The 18,674-nt window shown below is 68.3% G+C and carries 16 protein-coding genes; 7 read left to right on the top strand and 9 right to left on the bottom strand.

The window, feature by feature from the left end; all coding sequences use genetic code 11:
• Window positions 1-43: 43 nt before the first annotated feature.
• Window positions 44-1,009 (bottom strand): MPT63 family protein, encoded by a 966-nt coding sequence (locus AC5Y36_RS18105; protein WP_500042321.1) that lies wholly within the window; start codon window positions 1,007-1,009, stop codon window positions 44-46.
• 194 nt (window positions 1,010-1,203) lie between these two features.
• Window positions 1,204-2,934, bottom strand: a complete 1,731-nt coding sequence (locus AC5Y36_RS18100) for a serine/threonine-protein kinase (protein ID WP_500042316.1) — start codon at window positions 2,932-2,934, stop codon at window positions 1,204-1,206.
• Window positions 2,935-3,199: 265 nt separating this feature from the next.
• On the opposite strand from AC5Y36_RS18100, the gene AC5Y36_RS18095 reads away from it, so the two are divergent.
• The gene (locus AC5Y36_RS18095; RefSeq protein WP_500042315.1) at window positions 3,200-4,462 is read left to right on the top strand and encodes a hypothetical protein; all 1,263 of its coding nucleotides are present in this window, start codon (window positions 3,200-3,202) and stop codon (window positions 4,460-4,462) included.
• 79 nt (window positions 4,463-4,541) lie between these two features.
• Here the strand turns inward: AC5Y36_RS18095 and hsaB are convergent, their stop codons facing one another.
• From hsaB to hsaA, 3 genes are read right to left on the bottom strand one after another with little or no spacing between them, the layout of a single operon-like run.
• Window positions 4,542-5,093 (bottom strand): 3-hydroxy-9,10-secoandrosta-1,3,5(10)-triene-9,17-dione monooxygenase reductase subunit, encoded by a 552-nt coding sequence (hsaB, locus tag AC5Y36_RS18090; RefSeq protein WP_500042320.1) that lies wholly within the window; start codon window positions 5,091-5,093, stop codon window positions 4,542-4,544.
• A gap of 37 nt (window positions 5,094-5,130) precedes the next feature.
• The gene (gene hsaC, locus AC5Y36_RS18085) at window positions 5,131-6,033 is read right to left on the bottom strand and encodes an iron-dependent extradiol dioxygenase HsaC (protein ID WP_500042314.1); all 903 of its coding nucleotides are present in this window, start codon (window positions 6,031-6,033) and stop codon (window positions 5,131-5,133) included.
• 25 nt (window positions 6,034-6,058) lie between these two features.
• The gene (hsaA, locus tag AC5Y36_RS18080) at window positions 6,059-7,249 is read right to left on the bottom strand and encodes a 3-hydroxy-9,10-secoandrosta-1,3,5(10)-triene-9,17-dione monooxygenase oxygenase subunit (protein ID WP_500042313.1); all 1,191 of its coding nucleotides are present in this window, start codon (window positions 7,247-7,249) and stop codon (window positions 6,059-6,061) included.
• A gap of 146 nt (window positions 7,250-7,395) precedes the next feature.
• Here hsaA and AC5Y36_RS18075 point away from each other — a divergent pair, with 146 nt between their 5' ends.
• Both AC5Y36_RS18075 and AC5Y36_RS18070 read left to right on the top strand, forming a co-directional pair.
• Window positions 7,396-8,472 carry a 2Fe-2S iron-sulfur cluster-binding protein gene (locus tag AC5Y36_RS18075; RefSeq protein ID WP_500042312.1) on the top strand — a complete coding sequence of 359 codons (1,077 nt, stop codon included), beginning with the start codon at window positions 7,396-7,398 and terminating at the stop codon, window positions 8,470-8,472.
• A gap of 44 nt (window positions 8,473-8,516) precedes the next feature.
• Entirely contained in the window at window positions 8,517-9,089 is a 573-nt protein-coding gene (locus AC5Y36_RS18070) for a hypothetical protein (protein WP_500042311.1), read from the top strand.
• A gap of 82 nt (window positions 9,090-9,171) precedes the next feature.
• On the opposite strand, the gene AC5Y36_RS18065 is transcribed toward AC5Y36_RS18070, so the two are convergent.
• On the bottom strand, window positions 9,172-11,280 hold the full coding sequence (locus AC5Y36_RS18065; RefSeq protein WP_500042310.1) for an acyl-CoA dehydrogenase family protein: 2,109 nt from the start codon (window positions 11,278-11,280) through the stop codon (window positions 9,172-9,174).
• A gap of 264 nt (window positions 11,281-11,544) precedes the next feature.
• Between AC5Y36_RS18065 and kstR the strand changes: the two genes are divergently transcribed.
• Genes kstR through AC5Y36_RS18045 form a run of 4 tightly spaced genes read left to right on the top strand, consistent with a single transcriptional unit; the run spans window position 11,545 to window position 15,099 of the window.
• The gene (gene kstR / locus AC5Y36_RS18060; protein ID WP_500042309.1) at window positions 11,545-12,159 is read left to right on the top strand and encodes a cholesterol catabolism transcriptional regulator KstR; all 615 of its coding nucleotides are present in this window, start codon (window positions 11,545-11,547) and stop codon (window positions 12,157-12,159) included.
• Window positions 12,160-12,182: 23 nt separating this feature from the next.
• Window positions 12,183-12,941 (top strand): LamB/YcsF family protein, encoded by a 759-nt coding sequence (locus AC5Y36_RS18055; RefSeq protein WP_500042308.1) that lies wholly within the window; start codon window positions 12,183-12,185, stop codon window positions 12,939-12,941.
• Complete coding sequence (locus AC5Y36_RS18050; RefSeq protein ID WP_500042307.1) at window positions 12,941-13,861, top strand: MBL fold metallo-hydrolase; 921 nt, start codon at window positions 12,941-12,943, stop codon at window positions 13,859-13,861. The genes AC5Y36_RS18055 and AC5Y36_RS18050 overlap by 1 nt, the downstream gene beginning before the upstream one ends.
• Window positions 13,858-15,099, top strand: coding sequence for an SLC13 family permease (locus AC5Y36_RS18045; protein ID WP_500042306.1), 1,242 nt, complete (start codon window positions 13,858-13,860; stop codon window positions 15,097-15,099). The genes AC5Y36_RS18050 and AC5Y36_RS18045 overlap by 4 nt, the downstream gene beginning before the upstream one ends.
• A 58-nt stretch (window positions 15,100-15,157) precedes the next feature.
• On the opposite strand, the gene AC5Y36_RS18040 is transcribed toward AC5Y36_RS18045, so the two are convergent.
• Genes AC5Y36_RS18040 through cysS form a run of 3 tightly spaced genes read right to left on the bottom strand, consistent with a single transcriptional unit; the run spans window position 15,158 to window position 18,495 of the window.
• Window positions 15,158-16,129 (bottom strand): glycerophosphodiester phosphodiesterase, encoded by a 972-nt coding sequence (locus tag AC5Y36_RS18040; protein WP_500042305.1) that lies wholly within the window; start codon window positions 16,127-16,129, stop codon window positions 15,158-15,160.
• Between the two features lie 23 nt (window positions 16,130-16,152).
• Complete coding sequence (gene rlmB, locus AC5Y36_RS18035) at window positions 16,153-17,088, bottom strand: 23S rRNA (guanosine(2251)-2'-O)-methyltransferase RlmB (RefSeq protein WP_500042304.1); 936 nt, start codon at window positions 17,086-17,088, stop codon at window positions 16,153-16,155.
• Entirely contained in the window at window positions 17,089-18,495 is a 1,407-nt protein-coding gene (cysS, locus tag AC5Y36_RS18030) for a cysteine--tRNA ligase (RefSeq protein WP_500042303.1), read from the bottom strand.
• Between the last annotated feature and the right edge of the window lie 179 nt (window positions 18,496-18,674).

Raw genomic sequence — 18,674 nt, 5'->3', positions numbered from 1 at the left:
ACGCGGGCCCGCACATGGGCGGGCCCGCTTGTGTTCGGATCGATCAGGGCGTCGGCGCCACCGCGTTGCCGGCCGGAGCCGTTCCCGCCGAGGCAGGCGCGGCGGACCCGGCAGAGTCCTGGCCACCGGCCGCCGGAGCCTGCTGGGTGCCCGCCGAGGTGCCCGCAGGAGCCTCCTGGGCGCCGCCCGAGGCCGGTGCCTGGCCGGCAGCCGGCGGGGCCTGCTGGGTACCTGCCGGAGCGCCGGCGGGTGCCTCCTGGGTGCCGGCCGGAGCCTCCTGGGTGCCCGACGGCGCCTGCTGGGTGCCGGCCGGTGCCTCCTGAGTGCCCGACGGGGTGCCGGCCGGGTTCTCCTGGGTGCCGGCGGGCAGCGGGGTGCCCTGGCTGCCCTCGGCGATCGGGGTGCCCTGGCTGCCGGTCGGCGCGTTCGTCGACGGAGTACCAGCCGGGGTAGCACCAGGGGTCTGCCCGTTGGCCGCCGCCGGGGCCGCGGTCGACGGGTTGGTGGCCGGGGCCGCGGCCGGCGCGTTGCCGACCACACTCGAGCCCGAGCCGCCGGTGGCGGGCGGCGGCTGCACCCAGATCGCGCAGTCGTGGCCGCCGGCGTTGTAGACGACACTGTTCGGGTTGTCGCCGGTCACGTCGAAGTAGACCTTGCCGGAGGTCTTCTCGCCCTGGGAGATCGTTCCCGGGTTGACACCCTGCGGGCTGGCGACCTGGTACAGCACGCGGTAGTTCTGGCCGCTGGCGCTGCGCGCGTTCAGGTTCGACACGATCGGGGTCACCGAACCCTGCAACGCCTCATCGGTGGCGGTGGCCTCCCACAAGGTGCCCTGCACGGCGTAGTCCAGCGAGTCGCTGCTCTGCTTGAGGTTGCTGATGGTCCACCCCTGGACGACACCGCCGTTGGTCAGCGTCGCCTGGCTGCCCAGGTTGTGGGTTGAGGGTGCGGCGGCTTCATCAGCGACCGCGGTGGCTGCACTGGCAATACTGGCGGCGCCCACGGCAATAAATGTGGCTGCTCGCGCCCAACTGGCGGTGCGGAAATTCACGTTGTTCACTCCTGTATCGTCCCAGCGGCAACTCCGCTGCGGTGGCGTGGAAACGGTACGTAATGGCAGGGGGAGCCTGAATCCACTTGGTAGTTCTACCACCCGAGGCCCCGCACCGCACATAATTGACGTGTGCGTCCGTTATTGGGTGGTCAGGAATGGGACCCCCACCAGACATATAGCTGGTCCATTGTGGGGCCCTCTGGCTTCGACTGAACGACCCCCAGCAGGCCGGCGGCGTCATTAGTCCAGGCCACGATGGGGTTCGTTTTTTGGGTCGCGCATAACAGCATGCCGCTGGTCTTATCCGGAGTCGCATTTCGGTGCCACGGTCCCGGCGATTGAATTCGTCCGGGACAGTCCACAACCGCCGAATCGTGCACCGTGGCATTGAACCCGAAGTGCAGTGCCGCGGTGTCCGGGTACAAGGTGAACGTCGCCGACGGCGGTCCGTCGACGTCGGCGTTCTGCCCGCACAACACCTTGGCCAACGCGTCTTTGGGCAGCGCGGTCGGTGTGCAGACCCCGGTCGCGTAGCCGACCGGCAACAGGCTGATCAGCCGGGCCTGAGCCGCGGTGTCCGGTGGGCTGGGCGCCGGCGTCGTCGACGTCGAGCCGGTCGGATTCGACGCGCTGGACCCGGAGTCCGACGAGCGCAGCAGCCACGCGGTCAGGCCGCCGATGAGCAGCACTGCCACCGCGGCCAGCACCAACAGAAGCTTCGACTTCTGCTTGCTCCGCGCAGCGTGCGGCAACGGAAATCCGCCGTATTCGGCGGGCCAACCGCTGCCGGCCGGTTCGGACGGCGGCACCGCCGGCCAGCCGGCACCGGGCGGCTGCCCGAACTCGTAGCCGCCGGGGCCCGCGTGGCCTGCGGGCTGCTCGGGCACCGGCGGGGGCGCGATCTGGGTCTGGTCGATGGCGATCTGCTCGACGACGGCCGGGGTGGGGTCGATGTTGAGCTGGGTCGGAGCCGGCGCCAGCTGCGTCGATGCGGCCTCGATCTGGGTTGGGTCGACCGATTCCAGCGGCAACGTCGGCTCCGGCCGACTCAAGGCCTGGTAGGCGGCCAGCGCCAATTCGCCGGCACTGCCGTAGCGCTGCTCAGGGTCTTTGGCCATCCCGCGCGCGATGACCTCGTCGAAAGCCGGCGGCACCCCGGGGCACACCTGGCTGGGGCACGGAATGGGTTGCATCAGGTGCGCGGTGATCAGCACTCCGGCGTTGTCGCCCTGATACGGCGACGCGCCGGTCAGGCACTCGAACAGCACACATGCCAGCGAGTAGATGTCGACGCGGTGACCCGTCGCCGCCCCGGTGAACCGCTCCGGGGCCGCGTAGCGGAACGTCGCGGCCGCGTCGCCCACCTGGGTCGCGCCGTCGACACTGGCCGCGTCGGCGATACCGAAGTCGACCAGACATACAAAATCATCGCGGGTGATGAGAATGTTTTCCGGCTTGACATCGCGATGAATCACGCCGACGGCGTGCGCGGCATCGAGCGCCAATGCCACCTGCCGCAAGATGACGACCGCGCGCGCCGGGTTCAATGGCCCGGACTGCTTCACAATTTTCGACAAGTCGGTGCCGTCGATCAGGCGCATATCCATAAACAGCTGGCCGTCGATCTCACCGAAATCGTGAATCGGCACCACATGCTGGTTGTGCAGCCGCCCGGCGGTACGTGCCTCCCACTGCATGCGCTCCCGAAATCCCGGATCGTTGCTCAATACCGGGGAGAGCAACTTCAAGGCGACCACCCGCTGTTTGGACGTGTCGTAGGCCTCATAGACCTCGCCCATACCGCCCACGCCGAGCAGGCGGGTCAGTTGATACGGCCCGAACTGTGACCCCACCCGCGAACCGCGTGTCGTGTCACTCACCGCCGACTCCTTATAACCACCCCAGGACTGCGCCTGCAGCGGCGAGCCAACCGACTCCGACGACCACCGCCGCCTGCTGAGGCGACTTCAGGACGGCCCGGTCCTCGGCGTATTCGTCAGATGCTAACGGTAGCAGCCGGTGCACGTTGCCCATGTAACGGATATCCATGCGAAGACCAGCACCGACGACCGTCCGCGCTAGTGCTTTCCGGCAAGATGTCCGGTGACGACGTCCACCCATCCGGTGATCAATGGGAGTGCACCGATGTCCCTCGCCATTTCCGAACGCGAACGCGCCGCCCTGGCCCGGGTGACACAGTTCCCGCTGCTCGCCGCGGTCACCGGGCGTCGCTCCCGCCGATTCCCGGTGGGCGGCAGCATTCCTGCCGGGGCACTGGCCTACACCAGCAACCGGCCGGTCCAGCCGTTGTCGGACGTCGAACGAGCGCTGCTGCTGTCGATGACCGGCGGCGTCACCGGGTGGCACTATGGGATCACCCACCATCCCGGCTATGCACCGTCGCTGCCGAACTACTCCGGCAGTGCCACCGGCCGCACCTTCCCGTCGGCGGCGGGATTTCACACCAGCCAGCTGTTCTTCACCGACGACACCGGCACCTATCTGCTGCCCACCCGCGACGAGCCGCCGTCCGCGCCGGCATCCATCGAGGACTGGATCAGCCACACCGCGGATTCCTATGTGCGCATTTCAGACTCCCGGCTGCAGCTGCCGCGCGAGGAACCGTACATGGAAGGCCACAACACCTGGATCGGTAACCATCCGGGCAGCCTGCTGGTTTTCCCGGTCGCCGACCTGGCCGAGCACCTGATGGAGAACCTGTGGTTCTTCGCCGCCAACGGTTACCGGATCTTCGACGACATCAACGGCCGCGCCATCGCCGGAACCGACGTACCGCTGCGGCACGCCGACGATCCGATCCCGCTGTCGTTCGTCGAGCAGTACACGCTCACCGAGGCCAGCGCGGAACTCTCCATCGCCGCCAATACCGGGGTGCTCACCCTGCAGGCCATGGGCCTGGGCGGCTGGACATTCGACGGCTTGGACCGGCTGTCGGTGCTGGGCGGCTCCAGCGATCCGCGGGCGCCCGGAGTGGGTTTCGTCGCCGACGACGACCCCCGGTGGCCGTTCCCGAATGTCACCGGCCTACCGGGGTACTTCGAGACTCTCAGTCCGCCGCACGTCGCCTCGGTGGCGGCCGGTGTCGAGAAACTGGTTGCCCGCAAGTACGGACCGGGCGGGCCGTTTCATCGCGACACCGCCGGTCCGTGGTCGGACGCCGCCGGCGTGCGCAGCTCCGCGCTGCCACCCGACGCCATCGCGGACCTGGTCACCGTCGAGGCGTCTTACATCTATGACACGTTCGGCAAGCTGCCCGGCACCGTGCCGACGGTGCATGTGCTGATGTATTTGCAGGCGCAGCACCTGGACACCGATTTCTACGACGAGTTCTTCGGACCGGGCGCCTACCTGCCGACCCACGCGCAGCACCAAGCCGACTGGCACTGATCCTGGCCGAGCGGCATTCGCGCGACGCGACGCGCCGCGACAGCGTCGTGGGATTGCCGCTGGCGGCAACGGGATCGGTCTAGAGCCAGGTGTCGTCGGTGGTGGTGGTCAGGAACGCCTCCAGGTCGTCGCGCCACTGCGCCGGCGTGGTCTTCTCCGGTTCGATTCCGGTGTAGGCACCCCGGTAGAACAGCAGCGGCCGAGGCTTGATCAGCGGCACCTCGGACAGCGACTGCACCGCTCCGAACACCACGAAGTGGTCGCCGCCGTCGTGCACCGACGCGACCGTGCAGTCGATGTAGGCCAGCGAGCCGGCAATGATCGGCGAGCCCAAAGCCGAGGGCTGCCAGTCGATCCCAGCGAACTTGTCGGGTTCCTTCGAGCCGAACCGCGCCGACACGTGCTGCTGGCTCTCGGTGAGCATGTTGACGCAGAACTTCCCGGAGGCCTCGATGGCCTGCCAGGACCGCGACAGCTTGGTCGGGCAGAACAGCACCAGCGGCGGATCCAGCGACAGGGCCGCGAACGACTGGCAGGCGAATCCGACCGGAACGTCCTCGTGCACGGTGGTGATGATGGTGATGCCCGTGCAGAACTGTCCCAGCACGTTGCGGAACGCGCGCGGGTCGATCGGAAGGTCTGCTGTCGATGGGGAGCTCACTGGCGGACTACTTCTCTATGCCCACCGTGAAGTCATGCCCCCACAGGCTGACCGCGGTGCTCTCCCGCGCAATCCAGTCCTCGTCGTCGACTTCGAGGCCCTCGCAACCGAACTCGACCTGAAAACCGCTGGGTGTCTTCATGTAGAACGACAGCATCTTGTCGTTGACGTGCCGGCCCAGGGTGGCCGCCATCGGCACGTTGCGGCGGTACACCCGGTCCAGGCAGAGCCCGACGTCGTCGGCGTTCTCCACCTCGACCATCAGGTGCACGATGCCGGTCGGGGTCGGCATCGGCAGGAACGCCAGGCTGTGGTGGCGCGGGTTGCAGCCGAAGAACCGCAACCAGGCCGGGTCGCCGTCGGCTGGCCGGCCCACCATCTGCGGGGGCAACCGCATCGAGTCGCGCAGCTTGAAGCCGAGCACGTCACGGTAGAAGTGCAGCGCCTCGGCGTCGTCCTTGGTGGACAGCACCACGTGTCCCAGACCCTGCTCCTCGGTGACGAACCGGTGCCCGTAGGGGCTGACCACCCGACGGTGCTGCAACGCCACACCGTGGAAGACCTCCAGATGATTGCCCGACGGATCGTCGAACTGGATCATCTCGTCGACGCAGCGGTCGGCGCGCTCGGCGGCACTGGCCTCTTTGTACGGGGTGCCCTCGATGTCGAGGCGGTTGCGGATCTCTTGCAGGCCTTCGGCGTTGCTGCACTCCCAACCCGACACCAGCAACCGGTCGGTGTCACCGGGCACGATGACCAGCCGGGCCGGGAACTCGTCCATCCGCAGGTAGAGCGCACCCTCGGTGCTACCGGAGCCCTCGACCATGCCGAGAACCTTCAAACCGTATTCGCGCCAGGCCGCCATGTCGGTGGCCTGGATCCGCAGGTAACCCAACGACCGGATGCTCATCGCGAACCTCCTCGTACGTTCAGCATCAGACCATGGTGTCGCCGGGCGGCAGCCCGAACTCGTGGTTTCCGAAAATCAAGTAGGCCCGCTCGGGGTCGTTGGCGGCGTGCACCCGACCCGCATGCGCATCCCGCCAGAACCGCTGGACCGGCGCGTCATTGGCCAGCGCGGTGGCGCCGGACGCTTCGAACAGCCGGTCCACCGACGCGATCGCGCGGCCGGTGGCGCGCACCTGGTCGCGGCGGGCCCGTGCCCGCAGGTCGAACGGGATCTCCTGACCCGACGTCAGCAGCGCGTACTCGTCAGCGACGTTGCCGATCAGCTGGCGCCAGGCGGCGTCGATGTCGCTGGCGGCCTCGGCGATCCGCACCTTGGCGAACGGGTCGTCCTTGGACTTCTCGCCGGCGAAGGCGGCACGCACCCGCTTGCCCTGGTGCTCGACGTGGGCGTCGTAGGCGCCGTAGGCCATCCCGACGATGGGCGCCGAGATGGTGGAGGGGTGCATGGTTCCCCACGGCATCTTGTAAACCGCCGCGGTGTTGGTCTCGTAGCCGCCGGCGCTGTGGTCGTTCATCGCCTTGTAGGACAGGAAGCGGTGCCGCGGCACGAACACATCCTTGACCACCACGGTGTTGCTGCCGGTGCCGCGCAGCCCGACCACGTTCCAGACGTCGTCGATGCGGTACTCGGTGCGCGGGATCAAGAAGCTGCCGAAGTCGACCGGGCGACCGTCCTTGATCACCGGACCACCCAGGAAGGCCCAGGTGGCGTGGTCACAGCCCGACGACCAGTTCCAGGCACCGTTGACGATGTAGCCGTCGCCCGACTCGGTCACGACGCCGGCACCCATCGGCGCATACGAGGAGGAGACCCGGACGTTGGTGTCCTCGCCCCACACCTCCTGCTGGGCCTGCTGCTCGAAGAGCGCCAGGTGCCAGTTGTGCACCCCGATGATGGAGGCCACCCAGCCGGTGGATCCGCACGCGCTGGCCAGCCGGCGGACCGCCTCGAAGAAGATGGTCGGGTCGCACTGCAGCCCACCCCACTGCTCGGGTTGCAGCAGCGTGAAGAACCCCACATCCTGGAGCGCCTGAACGTTCTCATCAGGCAGTCGACGCAGGTCTTCGGTGGCCTGTGCCCGCTCGCGCAACTGCGGGAGCAGCTCATCGATACCGGCTAGGACCGCCTGCGCGTCACGCTGTTGAATGGACGTCACTGTCTCGCCTCCTGGGACTGAAGAACCTAGACAGAGATTAGAACATGTTCTGATTTGTGTCGAGCAGGGTGTTCCTGCGGCTGGTAGCGGCAGATGAGCACTTTTTTGTAACCTGTTCTAGTTATGACCAGAGATGAGGGCAGGCCGTGACCGAACCCGTTCCGGACGAGCCACTGGGCGACCACGTGCTGCAGTTGGAGATCGCCGACGTCGTCGTGGAGACCGACGACGCCCGGTTGTTGGTGTTCCGCGTTCCCGACGGCCCGGAGGCCGCTGACATACCGCCGGAGCGGCTGCGCTACGCGCCCGGACAGTTCCTGACGCTGCGCATCCCCAGCGACCGCACCGGTTCGGTGGCCCGCTGCTACTCGCTGTGCAGTTCACCGTTCACCGACCAGGCGCTGACGGTCACGGTCAAACGGACCGTCGACGGCTACGCGTCCAACTGGCTGTGCGACCACGCCCACCCCGGTATGCGGATCCATGTGCTGGCCCCGTCCGGCACGTTCGTGCCCAAGACGCTGGACGCCGACATGCTGCTGCTGGCCGGCGGCAGCGGAATCACGCCGATGCTGAGCATCTGCAAGTCCGCCCTGAGCGAGGGCAGCGGTCAGGTGACGCTGATCTACGCCAACCGCGACGAGCGGTCGGTGATTTTCGCGGCCAGGCTGCGTGAACTGGCCGCCGAGTACCCCAACCGGCTCAACGTGGTGCACTGGCTGGAGTCGGTGCAGGGCCTGCCCAGCGCCGCGGCATTGGCCCGGCTGTCCGCCCCCTACACCGAACGCGACGCCTTCATCTGCGGGCCGGGCCCGTTCATGCAGGCAGCGCGGGAGGCGCTGGAGTCGTTGGACGTCCCCGCCAAGCAGATCCACCTCGAGGTGTTCAAGTCGCTGGACAGCGACCCGTTCGCCGCGATCACCATCGAGGACTCCGGCGACGAACCGCCGGCGAGCGTGGTGGTGGAGCTCGACGGCGAATCGCACACCGTGTCCTGGCCACGCAACGCCAAGCTGCTCGACGTGCTGCTGGCCGCGGGCCTGGACGCGCCGTTCTCCTGCCGGGAGGGGCACTGCGGCGCCTGCGCCTGCACGCTGCGCGACGGCAAGGTCACGATGGAGATCAACGACGTGCTTGAGCAGCAGGACCTCGACGACGGTCTGATCCTGGCCTGCCAGGCCCATCCGGAGACCGATTCGGTCGAAGTCACCTACGACGACTGAGCACGGCGCTAGATTCGCAGGCGGCGACGCGGGAAGGAAACACCATGAAGCGGATGGTTTCAGCAGTGGCGGCGGTCGGGATCGCCGTGGTTGGCGGCGCCGTGGCTCCCCCGGCGATCAGTCCGGCGGCCACCAACACCGCCACGACACTGTTTCCGGTCAACGACACCGATCAGCTGGAGACGCACAGCTGGCTGGACTGCAGGTCCGCCGGTGCCCACTGCGACTTCATCGCCGGGGTCCAGCTGCGCACCCCCGAGGGGGTGACCGGCTTTCCGCCGGATCTGTGGGCGAAGCAGAGCACCGAGGTGCGGTCGAACAAGCGCAGCATGTACCTGGACGTGCACACCAACGGCGGCGAAGGCAACTGGGCCGACCGCGGCGGGCCGGGGACCAAGGTGTTCAAAGAGGGCGGGACCGCGGTGATCCAGTCGATGTACAACGGTGCGGGCCCACCCGACAAGTACCAGACCGCCGGCACCATCGTCTCGACGTCGCAGACGACCGGGCAGCCGGCCACCGAGGGCAATGTCTACGTCTGCGCGACGGTGCAGGTCGTCTACGCGGGGGTCAACCTCACCACCCCGAGCACCTGCGCGCAGGCGTCGTTCTCCTGATCGTTCACCGCGCGAGCAGACGCAAAAGTGCCCTAAACCAGTGCGTTTAGGGCACTTTTGCGTCTGCTCGGCAGGGTGGCGGCTAGCCCCGCGGCAGACCCAGTAACCGCTCGGCGGCCACGGTGAGCAGGATCTGCTCGGTGCCGCCCGCGATGGTCAGGCAGCGGGTGTTGAGGAAATCGTGCACGGTCTTGTTGGAGACCACACCGCCGCCCTCGGACAATTCCATCCGGAACTCCGACAGCGACTGCCGGTAGCGGACACCGATCAGCTTGCGGGCGCTGGATTCCGCGCCCGGGTCCGCGCCACCGACCGCCAGTTGGGCGATCCGCTGATCCAACAGCGCACCGACTTGCGCCGACAGGATGAGCGCACCGAGCCGGTCCTGCTGGGCGGGGTCGAAGTCGAGGGCGGCGACGGTACGCAGCAGCTCTTCCATCGGGTTGCCCAGGGCGGTGCCGGCGGCCATCGCGACCCGCTCATTGGCCAGGGTGGTGCGCGCCAGCCGCCAGCCGTCGTTCACCTGCCCGACGACCATCTCGTCGGGCACGAACACGTCGTCGAGAAAGACCTCGTTGAACAGGTCGTCGCCGGTGATCTCCCGCAGCGGACGGATGTCGATCCCGGGCGTGGTCATGTCGATCAGGAAGTAGGTGATGCCCTTGTGTTTCGGCGCGTCGGCGTCGGTTCTGGCCAGGCACACCCCCCACTGCGCCTTGTGCGCGGCCGACGTCCACACCTTCTGCCCGGTCAGCCGCCAGCCACCGTCGGCACGCACCGCCTTGGTGCGCAGAGACGCCAGGTCCGAGCCCGCGCCCGGCTCCGAAAACAGCTGGCACCAAAAGATTTCGCCGCTCATGGTGCCCGGGATGAAGCGTTGCACCTGCTCGGGGGTGCCGTGCTCGAGGATGGTGGGCGCCGCCCACCATCCGATCACCAGATCGGGTCGCACCACATCGGCCGCGGCCAGCTCCTGGTCGATCAGCAATTGCTCGGCCGGCGACGCCGCCCGTCCGTAGGGGCGGGGCCAGTGCGGCGCCTGCAGGCCGCATTCGGCCAGTGCGGCCTGGCGCTGCTCGGCGGGACGGGTCGCGACGTCCGCCACGGCGGCGGCGATCTCGGGGCGCAGGTGCGCGACCGACTCCAGGTCGATGCGCAGCTCGCGCCGAATCCCCTGCTGGGTCAGCGCGGCGATCCGGCGCAGCCACCGCGGCCGCCCGCCGAGGAACTGGCTGAGGCCGTAGGCACGGCGCAGGTAGAGGTGAGCGTCGTGTTCCCAGGTGATGCCGATGCCACCGAGAACCTGGATACAGTCCTTGACGTTCGCCTTGGCGGCCTCGATACCCGCGGCAGCAGCCACCGCCGCGGCCACCGACAGCTGGTCATCCGAGCCATCCGCGGCGGCCGTCGCCGCGTCAGCCGCGGCCACCGATGCCTGCTCGGCACGCAGCAGCATCTCCGCACACAGGTGCTTGATGGCCTGGAAACTGCCGATCGGCCGGCCGAATTGTTCACGCACCTTGGCGTACTCGGTGGCGGTGTGCAGCGCCCACCGTGCCAGGCCGGCAGCCTCGGCCGAGGCAACCGTTGCAGCCAGGTCGTGGACCCGCTGCCCCGCTATGTCGAGAACCGCCGCGGGCACAGAGTCCAGCGTGACGCGGGCCAACGGACAGGAGAAGTCCGTCGCAGCCAGCGCTTCGATGCTCACCCCCTCGGCGGCGCCGTCGATGACCAGCCAGGTGTCGCCGGCTGGAACCACCAGCAGTCCACCCGCATCGGCGCCGAGCACGTACGGCGCGGTGCCAACGGCCCGCTCGCCGTCCCATCGCACGTCCGCGGTCAGCGTGACACCCGCGGTGCGCTGGCCCGACGCCAGCGCGTCGAGCAGCGAGCCGTCCTCGATCAGCAGCGTGGCCAGCACCGTCGTCGCCACCGGGCCCGGCACCAAGGCGCGGGCGGCCTCATCGACCATGGCGCACACATCGGCGACGCCCGCTCCGGCGCCACCGTGCTCTTCGGCGACCGCGACACCGAAGAGCCCTAGTTCCGCCAGACCGGCGAATACCGGTCGCCAGGCGTCGCTCTTACCCTGTTCGACGTCGCGGATTACCTCCGTCGCGCCGGAGCTACCAGCCCAGTCGCGCACCAGCTCGCGTACAGCGAACTCTTCGTCCGTGGTGGTGGTTGGCACGATCGGCTCCTAATTCGGCGTGACAAGGGCGCTAAAGCACACTAGAACGTGTTCTAATAGTGCCAGTGATCGACCGTCAAGTCGACCACCATCGCAGCAGGACACGTGGCCTTCCCGGCCGGTTCGAACCGGGAAATTTACGTTAGCGTTGCGTATTGTTACCGGCGGGTACGTTGAGGAGAAGGGGCGGACTACCGCATGTCGTCGCCAGCGCAAAGCAATCCGGGCCAGGCTGCGGGCGCGCAACCACGCGAGGTTTTGAACGTGTCGGTCCTGACGGAGTCCGAACTCGGTTCCGACGCCCAGCGTGAGCGCCGCAAGCGCATCCTGGACGCGACCATGGCGATTGCCTCCAAGGGCGGTTACGAAGCGGTGCAGATGCGCGCCGTCGCCGACCGCGCGGACGTCGCGGTCGGCACCCTCTACCGGTATTTCCCGTCGAAGGTGCATCTGCTGGTCTCGGCGCTGGGCCGCGAGTTCGAACGGATCGACGGCAAGACCGACCGTTCCATCGTCACCGGCGGAACCCCCTATCAGCGCCTCAGCGGCATGGTCAGCCGGCTCAACCGGGCCATGCAGCGCAACCCGTTGCTGACCGAGGCGATGGCCCGGGCCTACGTGTTCGCCGACGCGTCGGCCGCCGGCGAGGTCGATCATGTCGAGAAGATCATCGATTCGATGTTTGCGCGCTCGATGAGCGACGGCGAGCCGGGTGAACCGACCGAGGACCAGTACCACATCGCGCGGGTGATCTCCGATGTCTGGCTGTCCAACCTGCTCGCCTGGCTGACCCGGCGCGCGTCGGCCACCGACGTCAGCAAGCGCCTCGATCTGGCCGTGCGGTTGCTGATCGGCGACGACGAGGCACCGAAGGTCTGAGCCCGCGGCCTAGACTGGCCACCGTGGCCCGCGTCGATCTGAACGCCGATCTCGGTGAGGGTTTCGGTGTGTGGCGACTCGGCGACGACGACGCCATGCTCGGCATCGTCAGCAGCGCCAACATCGCGTGCGGCTTCCACGCCGGGGACCCGGCCGGGCTGTTGCGGGTGTGCCGGGCCGCGGCCGAACGCGGTGTGCGGATCGGCGCGCAGGTCAGCTACCGGGATCTGGCCGGATTCGGCAGGCGGTTCATCGACGTGACCGCCGAGGATCTGTTCGCGGACGTGATCTATCAGATCGGCGCGCTGCAGGCGCTGGCGCACAGCGCCGGCACCGCCGTGTCCTACGTGAAACCGCATGGCGCGCTGTACAACACCATCGTGACCCACCGCGAGCAGGCCGCCGCGGTCGCCGAGGCGGTGCGGACGGTGGACCCGGCACTGCCGGTGCTGGGGATGTCGGACTCCGCGTTCTTCGGCGAGGCTCAGCAACGCCGACTGCGCACGGTGCCCGAGGCATTCGCCGATCGCGCCTACCGTCCCGACGGCCAACTGGTGTCACGTCGTGAGCCGGGCGCGGTGCTGCACGACGCGGCGTCGATCGCGGACCGGGTCGCCACCATGTTGACTAGCGGACACGTCACCGCCGTCGACGGCTCCCAACTCGCGATAGCTGTGGAATCGGTGTGTGTACACGGTGATTCACCGGGCGCGGTGCAGATCGCCGCGGCGGTGGCCGACCGGTTGAAGACGGCTGGCGTCGAGGTCAGGGCGTTCTGCTGATGCGGCTGAAACCGGGCCGCCCCGACCTGGCCTGCTACGCCGACCGGTTCAGCGTGCCGGCCGCCGGGCCCGGCGCGCCGCTGTCGGTGACCTGGTTGGGGGTAACCACCCTGCTGATCGACGACGGTTCGTGCGCGGTGATGACCGACGGCTACTTCTCCCGGCCCGGTCTGGCGCGGGTGGCTCTGGGCACGGTGTCCCCCTCGCCTGCCCGCATCAACGAGTGTCTGGCCCGCGCCGGCGTGGATCGGTTGGCGGCGGTCATCCCGCTGCACACCCACATCGACCACGCGTTGGATTCCGCAGTGGTCGCCGAACGCACCGGTGCACGGCTGATCGGCGGCACGTCGGCCGCCAATATCGGTCACGGACACGGTCTTTCAACCGACCGCATCGTGGTCGCCGAGCCCGGTGAACCGATCGAGGTGGGCGCCTACGACGTGACGCTGATCGAGTCGCACCATTGTCCGCCGGATCGGTTTCCCGGTGCGATCACCGCACCGGTGACCCCGCCGGTGCGGGCTTCGGCCTACAAGTGCGGTGAGGCGTGGGCGGTGCTGATCCAACATCGCCCGACGCAGCGGCGGCTGCTGCTGTTGGGCAGCGCGGGCTTCGTACCGGGCGCGCTGGCCGGGCGGCACGCCGACGTCGTCTACCTCGGCATCGGCCAGCTCGGGCTGCAGCCGCCGCACTACCTGGCGGACTACTGGGATGAGACGGTCCGGACGGTGGGCGCATCGACCGTTGTCCTGACCCACTGGGACGATTTCTTCCGCCCGTTGTCGGAACCGTTGCGGGCGTTGCCTTATGCCGGAGACGACCTGGATGTGACGCTGCGGGTGCTCGGCGAACTGGCCGACGACACGGGGGTTGCGATGCATATGCCAACGGTGTGGCGGCGCGAAGACCCCTGGGCGTGAACCTGATTCTGGCGCTGCTGCTGCTCGCGATCGTTCTCGCGTTCGCCGTCGCACGACCGCGCGGATGGCCGGAGGCGTTCGCCGCGATCCCCGCCGTCGCCATCCTGATAGGCACCGGCGCGATTTCGTCGCACGATGCGGCCGCCGAGGCGACGGGACTGCTGCCGGTCGTCGCCTTCTTGGGTGCTGTGCTGGTGCTGGCCAAGCTGTGTGACGACGAGGGTCTGTTCGAGGCGGCGGGGGCGGTGATGGCACGCGGGGACACCGGCCCGCCGCAGCGGCTGCTGCGACGGGTGTTCGTCGTCGCAGCGGTGATCACCGCGGTACTGAGCCTGGACGCGACCGTAGTGCTGTTGACGCCGGTGGTGCTGGCCATGGTCCGCCGGCGGCACGCTCCGGTGCGGCCGCACGCCTACGCCACCGCGCACCTGGCCAACACCGCCTCGCTGCTGCTTCCGGTGTCGAATCTGACCAATCTTCTCGCCTTTCACCAGTCCGGTGTTTCGTTCAGCAGGTTCACCCTGCTGATGGCGTTGCCGTGGCTGGCCGCGACGGTCACCGTGTACGGCGTCTTCCGCTGGTTTTTCTCCCGCGATCTCTCGGTGCGGACGCACCACACGGGCACCCCGCCGCCGCCGGTGCCGATTTTCGTGCTGGTGGTGTTGGCGCTGACCCTGGTGGGGTTTGCGGTCACCGAATCGCTGGGGCTGGCTCCGGCATGGGCGGCGCTGGCCGGCGCCACGGTGCTGGCCGGCCGCAGTCTGGTGCGGCGACACAGCACCCTGCCCGGGATCGTGCGGGCGGCCAACGTTCCGTTCCTGCTGTTCGTTCTGGCATTGGGGGTGGTGGTGCACGCGGTGATGAGCAACGGGCTCGCCGGCTCGATGCGTACCGTACTGCCAGGAGGGACAGGGCTGCTGGCGCTGCTGGGCATCGCGACGGTGGCAGCCGTGCTGGCCAACATCGTCAACAACCTGCCCGCCACGCTGGTGCTGCTGCCCCTGGTTGCCGCCAGCGGTCCTGCCGCGGTACTGGCGGTGTTGATCGGGGTGAACATCGGCCCGAACCTGACCTACGTCGGATCGCTGTCCAATCTGTTGTGGCGCAGGGTACTTCGCCGCTACGACGTGCCGGCAGGGGTCGGCGAATACACCCGGCTGGGGCTGTGCACGGTGCCGCCGACTTTGGTGGTGGCGGTGCTGGCGTTGTGGCTCAGTGTGCAGTTGTTCGGTGTTTAACCGTTCACTCTGCGCGTAGCCCGCAAAAGTGCGAGTACGTTGCCTGGTGGCCGCAGGGTCAACGAGTAGCGGGAGGCGGCAGCGGCAGGCCTGCCTCGGCCATCACCGCCCGCAATCGACTCGGATAGTCGGTGATGATGCCGTCGACACCGGTGTCGATCAGCGCCCGCATGGTGTTCGTATCGTTGACCGTCCACGGGACGACCGTGAGCCCCAACGCATGTGCACGATCGACGAACTCCCGATCGACCGTCGGATACTCCGGGGCCACGATGTCGGCCCCGACCAGGTCGGCAGCGCGGATCGGATCACCGACGACAGCGGGGTCGATCCCGGCCAGCCACCGGGAACCGGGTCGCCAGGTGGTGTCATCCCACAACGCCACCAGCGGGATGGACGGCTCGAAATCGCGGACCATCGGCAGCGTTCGCCAGTCGAAGCTCTCGATCTCGACCCGGTCGACCTTTCCTGCGGTCCGGACCGCGGCCAAGATCACCTCGACGAACTCCCCGGGGCCCGCGGACGCGGCGGGATCGTCGGCCTCCACCTTGGTTTCGATGTTGAAGCGGACCCCGCTGTGGTAGGAGTCGGCGAGCGCGAAAACCTCGGGCAGCGTGGCGATGGTGTTGCCCCGTGGCGTTTCCGCCTCGGGGAACTCATCGAGGCGCAGTCCGCAGTCCAGGGTGCGGACCTGTTGCAGGGTGAGGTCGTGCACTCGCTTCCCGACGTACGGGTATTGCGGGTCGTTGTCGAATACCGGCCTCGTGTCGACGCATTTGTCGGGTTGAATACTCGGGTCGTGCCACACCAGCGGGTGGCGGTCCGCGGTGAGCACGATATCGAATTCCAGTGTGTTGACGCCGAGTTCGATGGATTTCGCGAACGCGGCCAGCGACGACTCGGTGGTCTCCCCGCGGCCGCCGCGGTGCGCCTGTAGGTCGAATCCCGGCCGTTGCGCGGCCGCCACCGGCGCGAATAGCAATGCCGAGCAGACGCAAATAGTCCCTAAACCTGTGCTTTTCGAGCACATTTGTGTCTGCTCGCGCAGGGGGTTCACCGCCGCTGGCGCGCGATTTCGGCCAGCACGACCCCGGCTGCTACCGAGGCATTCAACGATTCGGTCGGCCCGGCCATCGGAATCGACACCACCGCATCGCAGTTCTGCCGGACCAGCCGCGACAATCCCTTGCCCTCCGAGCCGACGACCACGACCACCGGCCCGGAGCCGTCCAGTTGGTCGACGGTGGTGTCCCCTTCGGCATCCAACCCGATAACCTGCAGCCCGGCGTCGGCCCAGTCCTTCAACGTCCGGTTCAGGTTGGTGGCCCGTGCCACCGGGGTGCGGGCCGCCGCACCGGCGCTGGTGCGCCAGGCGACCGCCGTCACCGAGGCCGAACGTCGCTGCGGGATCAGCACCCCGTGGCCACCGAACGCCGCCACCGACCGCACGATGGCACCGAGGTTGCGCGGATCGGAGATGTTGTCCAGCGCCACCAACAGCGCGGGCCGGTAGTCGTCGCTGGCCGCGGCCAGCAGATCGTCGGGGTGCGCGTAGTTGTACGGCGGCACCTGCAGGGCGATGCCCTGGTGCAGACCGTTGGTGGTCATCCGGTCCAGATCGCTGCGCGGAACTTCCAGGATCGGGATGCCGATATCGGCTGCGCGGGTGACGGATTCGGTGAGGCGCTCGTCGGCTTCGGTCCCCAGCGCCACGTAGAGGGCGGTGGCGGGCACCCCGGCGCGCAGACACTCCAGCACCGGGTTGCGGCCGAGGACGGTTTCGGTGTCGTCGGTGGGCCGCCGCGACGCCGCACGGGCCTGCTGCTTTTTGGCGCGTTTGGCCGCCGGGTGGTGCGGCCGCTGGTGTGCCGGTGGGGTGGCTCCGCGGCCCTCGAGCCCGCGCCGGCGTACACCACCGGAGCCGACCGTCGGCCCCTTCTTGGTGCCTGGTTTGCGTATCGCGCCGCGGCGCTGTGAGTTACCGGCCATCTACTTGGCCTCCCCGTCGAGTGACCATTGCGGACCATCGCCGGTGTCGGTGACCTCGATGCCGGCCTGTTTGAGCCGATCCCGAATCTCGTCGGCCAGCGCCCAATCGCGCTCGGTACGGGCCACCTCCCGACGCTGCAGTTCGGCCTGCACCAGGACGTCGACCGCGGCCAGCGCTGCCGAGGTTTCGTCCCGGGATTCCCAGCGTTCGTTGAGCGGGTCGCAACCCAGGATGTCCATCATTGCGCGGATCGCGCCGGCGTGGCCCAGGGCGGCATCGTGATCGCCGGCGTCCAGCGCCCGATTGCCTTCGGCACGGGTGTGGTGCACCTCGGCCAGCGCGATCGGGACCGACAGATCGTCGTCGAGCGCCTCGGCGAATCGCGGTGTCCAGGTGCCGGGTTGCACGGCCCCGACCCGGTTACGCACCCGGTGCAGGAAATCCTCAATGCCCACATAGGCTTTGACCGCGTCCTGCAAAGCGGTTTCGGAGAACTCCAGCATCGAACGGTAGTGGGCGCTGCCCAGGTAGTAGCGCAGTTCGGCGGGCCGGACTCGCTGCAGCACCGCCGACGTCGACAACACGTTGCCCAGCGACTTGCTCATCTTCTCGCCGCCGAGTGTGACCCAGCCGTTGTGCAGCCAGTAGCGGGCGAAGCCGTCGCCTGCCGCCCGGCTCTGGGCGATCTCGTTCTCGTGGTGCGGGAACACCAGATCCATGCCGCCGCAGTGGATGTCGAATTCCGGACCGAGATAGGTGCGGGCCATCGCCGAGCACTCCAGATGCCAGCCGGGACGACCCGGCCCCCACGGCGTGGGCCAGGAGGGTTCACCGGGTTTGGCAGCCTTCCACAGGGTGAAGTCACGCTGATCGCGTTTACCGGTGGCCACCCCCTCGCCCTGGTGCACGTCGTCGACGCGGTGGCCGGAGAGCTGGCCGTAGTCCGGGTAGCTGAGCACGTCGAAGTAGACGTCGCCATCGCCGGGGTAGGCGTGGCCGGCGTCGATCAGCCGCGCGATCAGCTCGACCATCTGCGGAACATGCCCGGTGGCGCGTGGCTCCGCCGATGGCGGCAATACGCCCAAAGCGTCGTAGGCGGCGGTGAAGGCACGCTCGTGGGTGGCCGCCCACTCCCACCACGGTCGACCCGCGGCGGCGGCCTTGGTCAAGATCTTGTCGTCGATGTCGGTGACGTTGCGGACGAACGCGACGTCGTAGCCGCGCGCGGTCAGCCACCGGCGCAGCACGTCGAACGCGACGCCGCTGCGGATGTGCCCGATATGCGGCAGCGCCTGCACGGTGGCGCCGCACAGATAGATGGAGGCGTGCCCCGGGCGCAGCGGCACGAAATCACGCACGGCACCGGTTGCCGTGTCGTGGAGCCGCAGGCGGGCGCTATCGGTCACGACGTGCCAGCTTACCGGGCCGGTCGGCCCTCACCGGCGTCGCCGTCAGGTGGTCACCGAAAGCCCCGCAGCCCCCGGCTGGCAGATGCCTGAAAGTGGTATAGCGATCCTGGTACACAGAAGACGGTGACGTGTAGTATCGCCTGGTGACTAAAGGTCTGGTGGCAGCGTCGGGCGCG

The sequence above is a fragment of the Mycobacterium sp. NGS50 genome (assembly GCF_059812545.1).
This window is presented reverse-complemented; position numbering and strand designations above follow the sequence as displayed.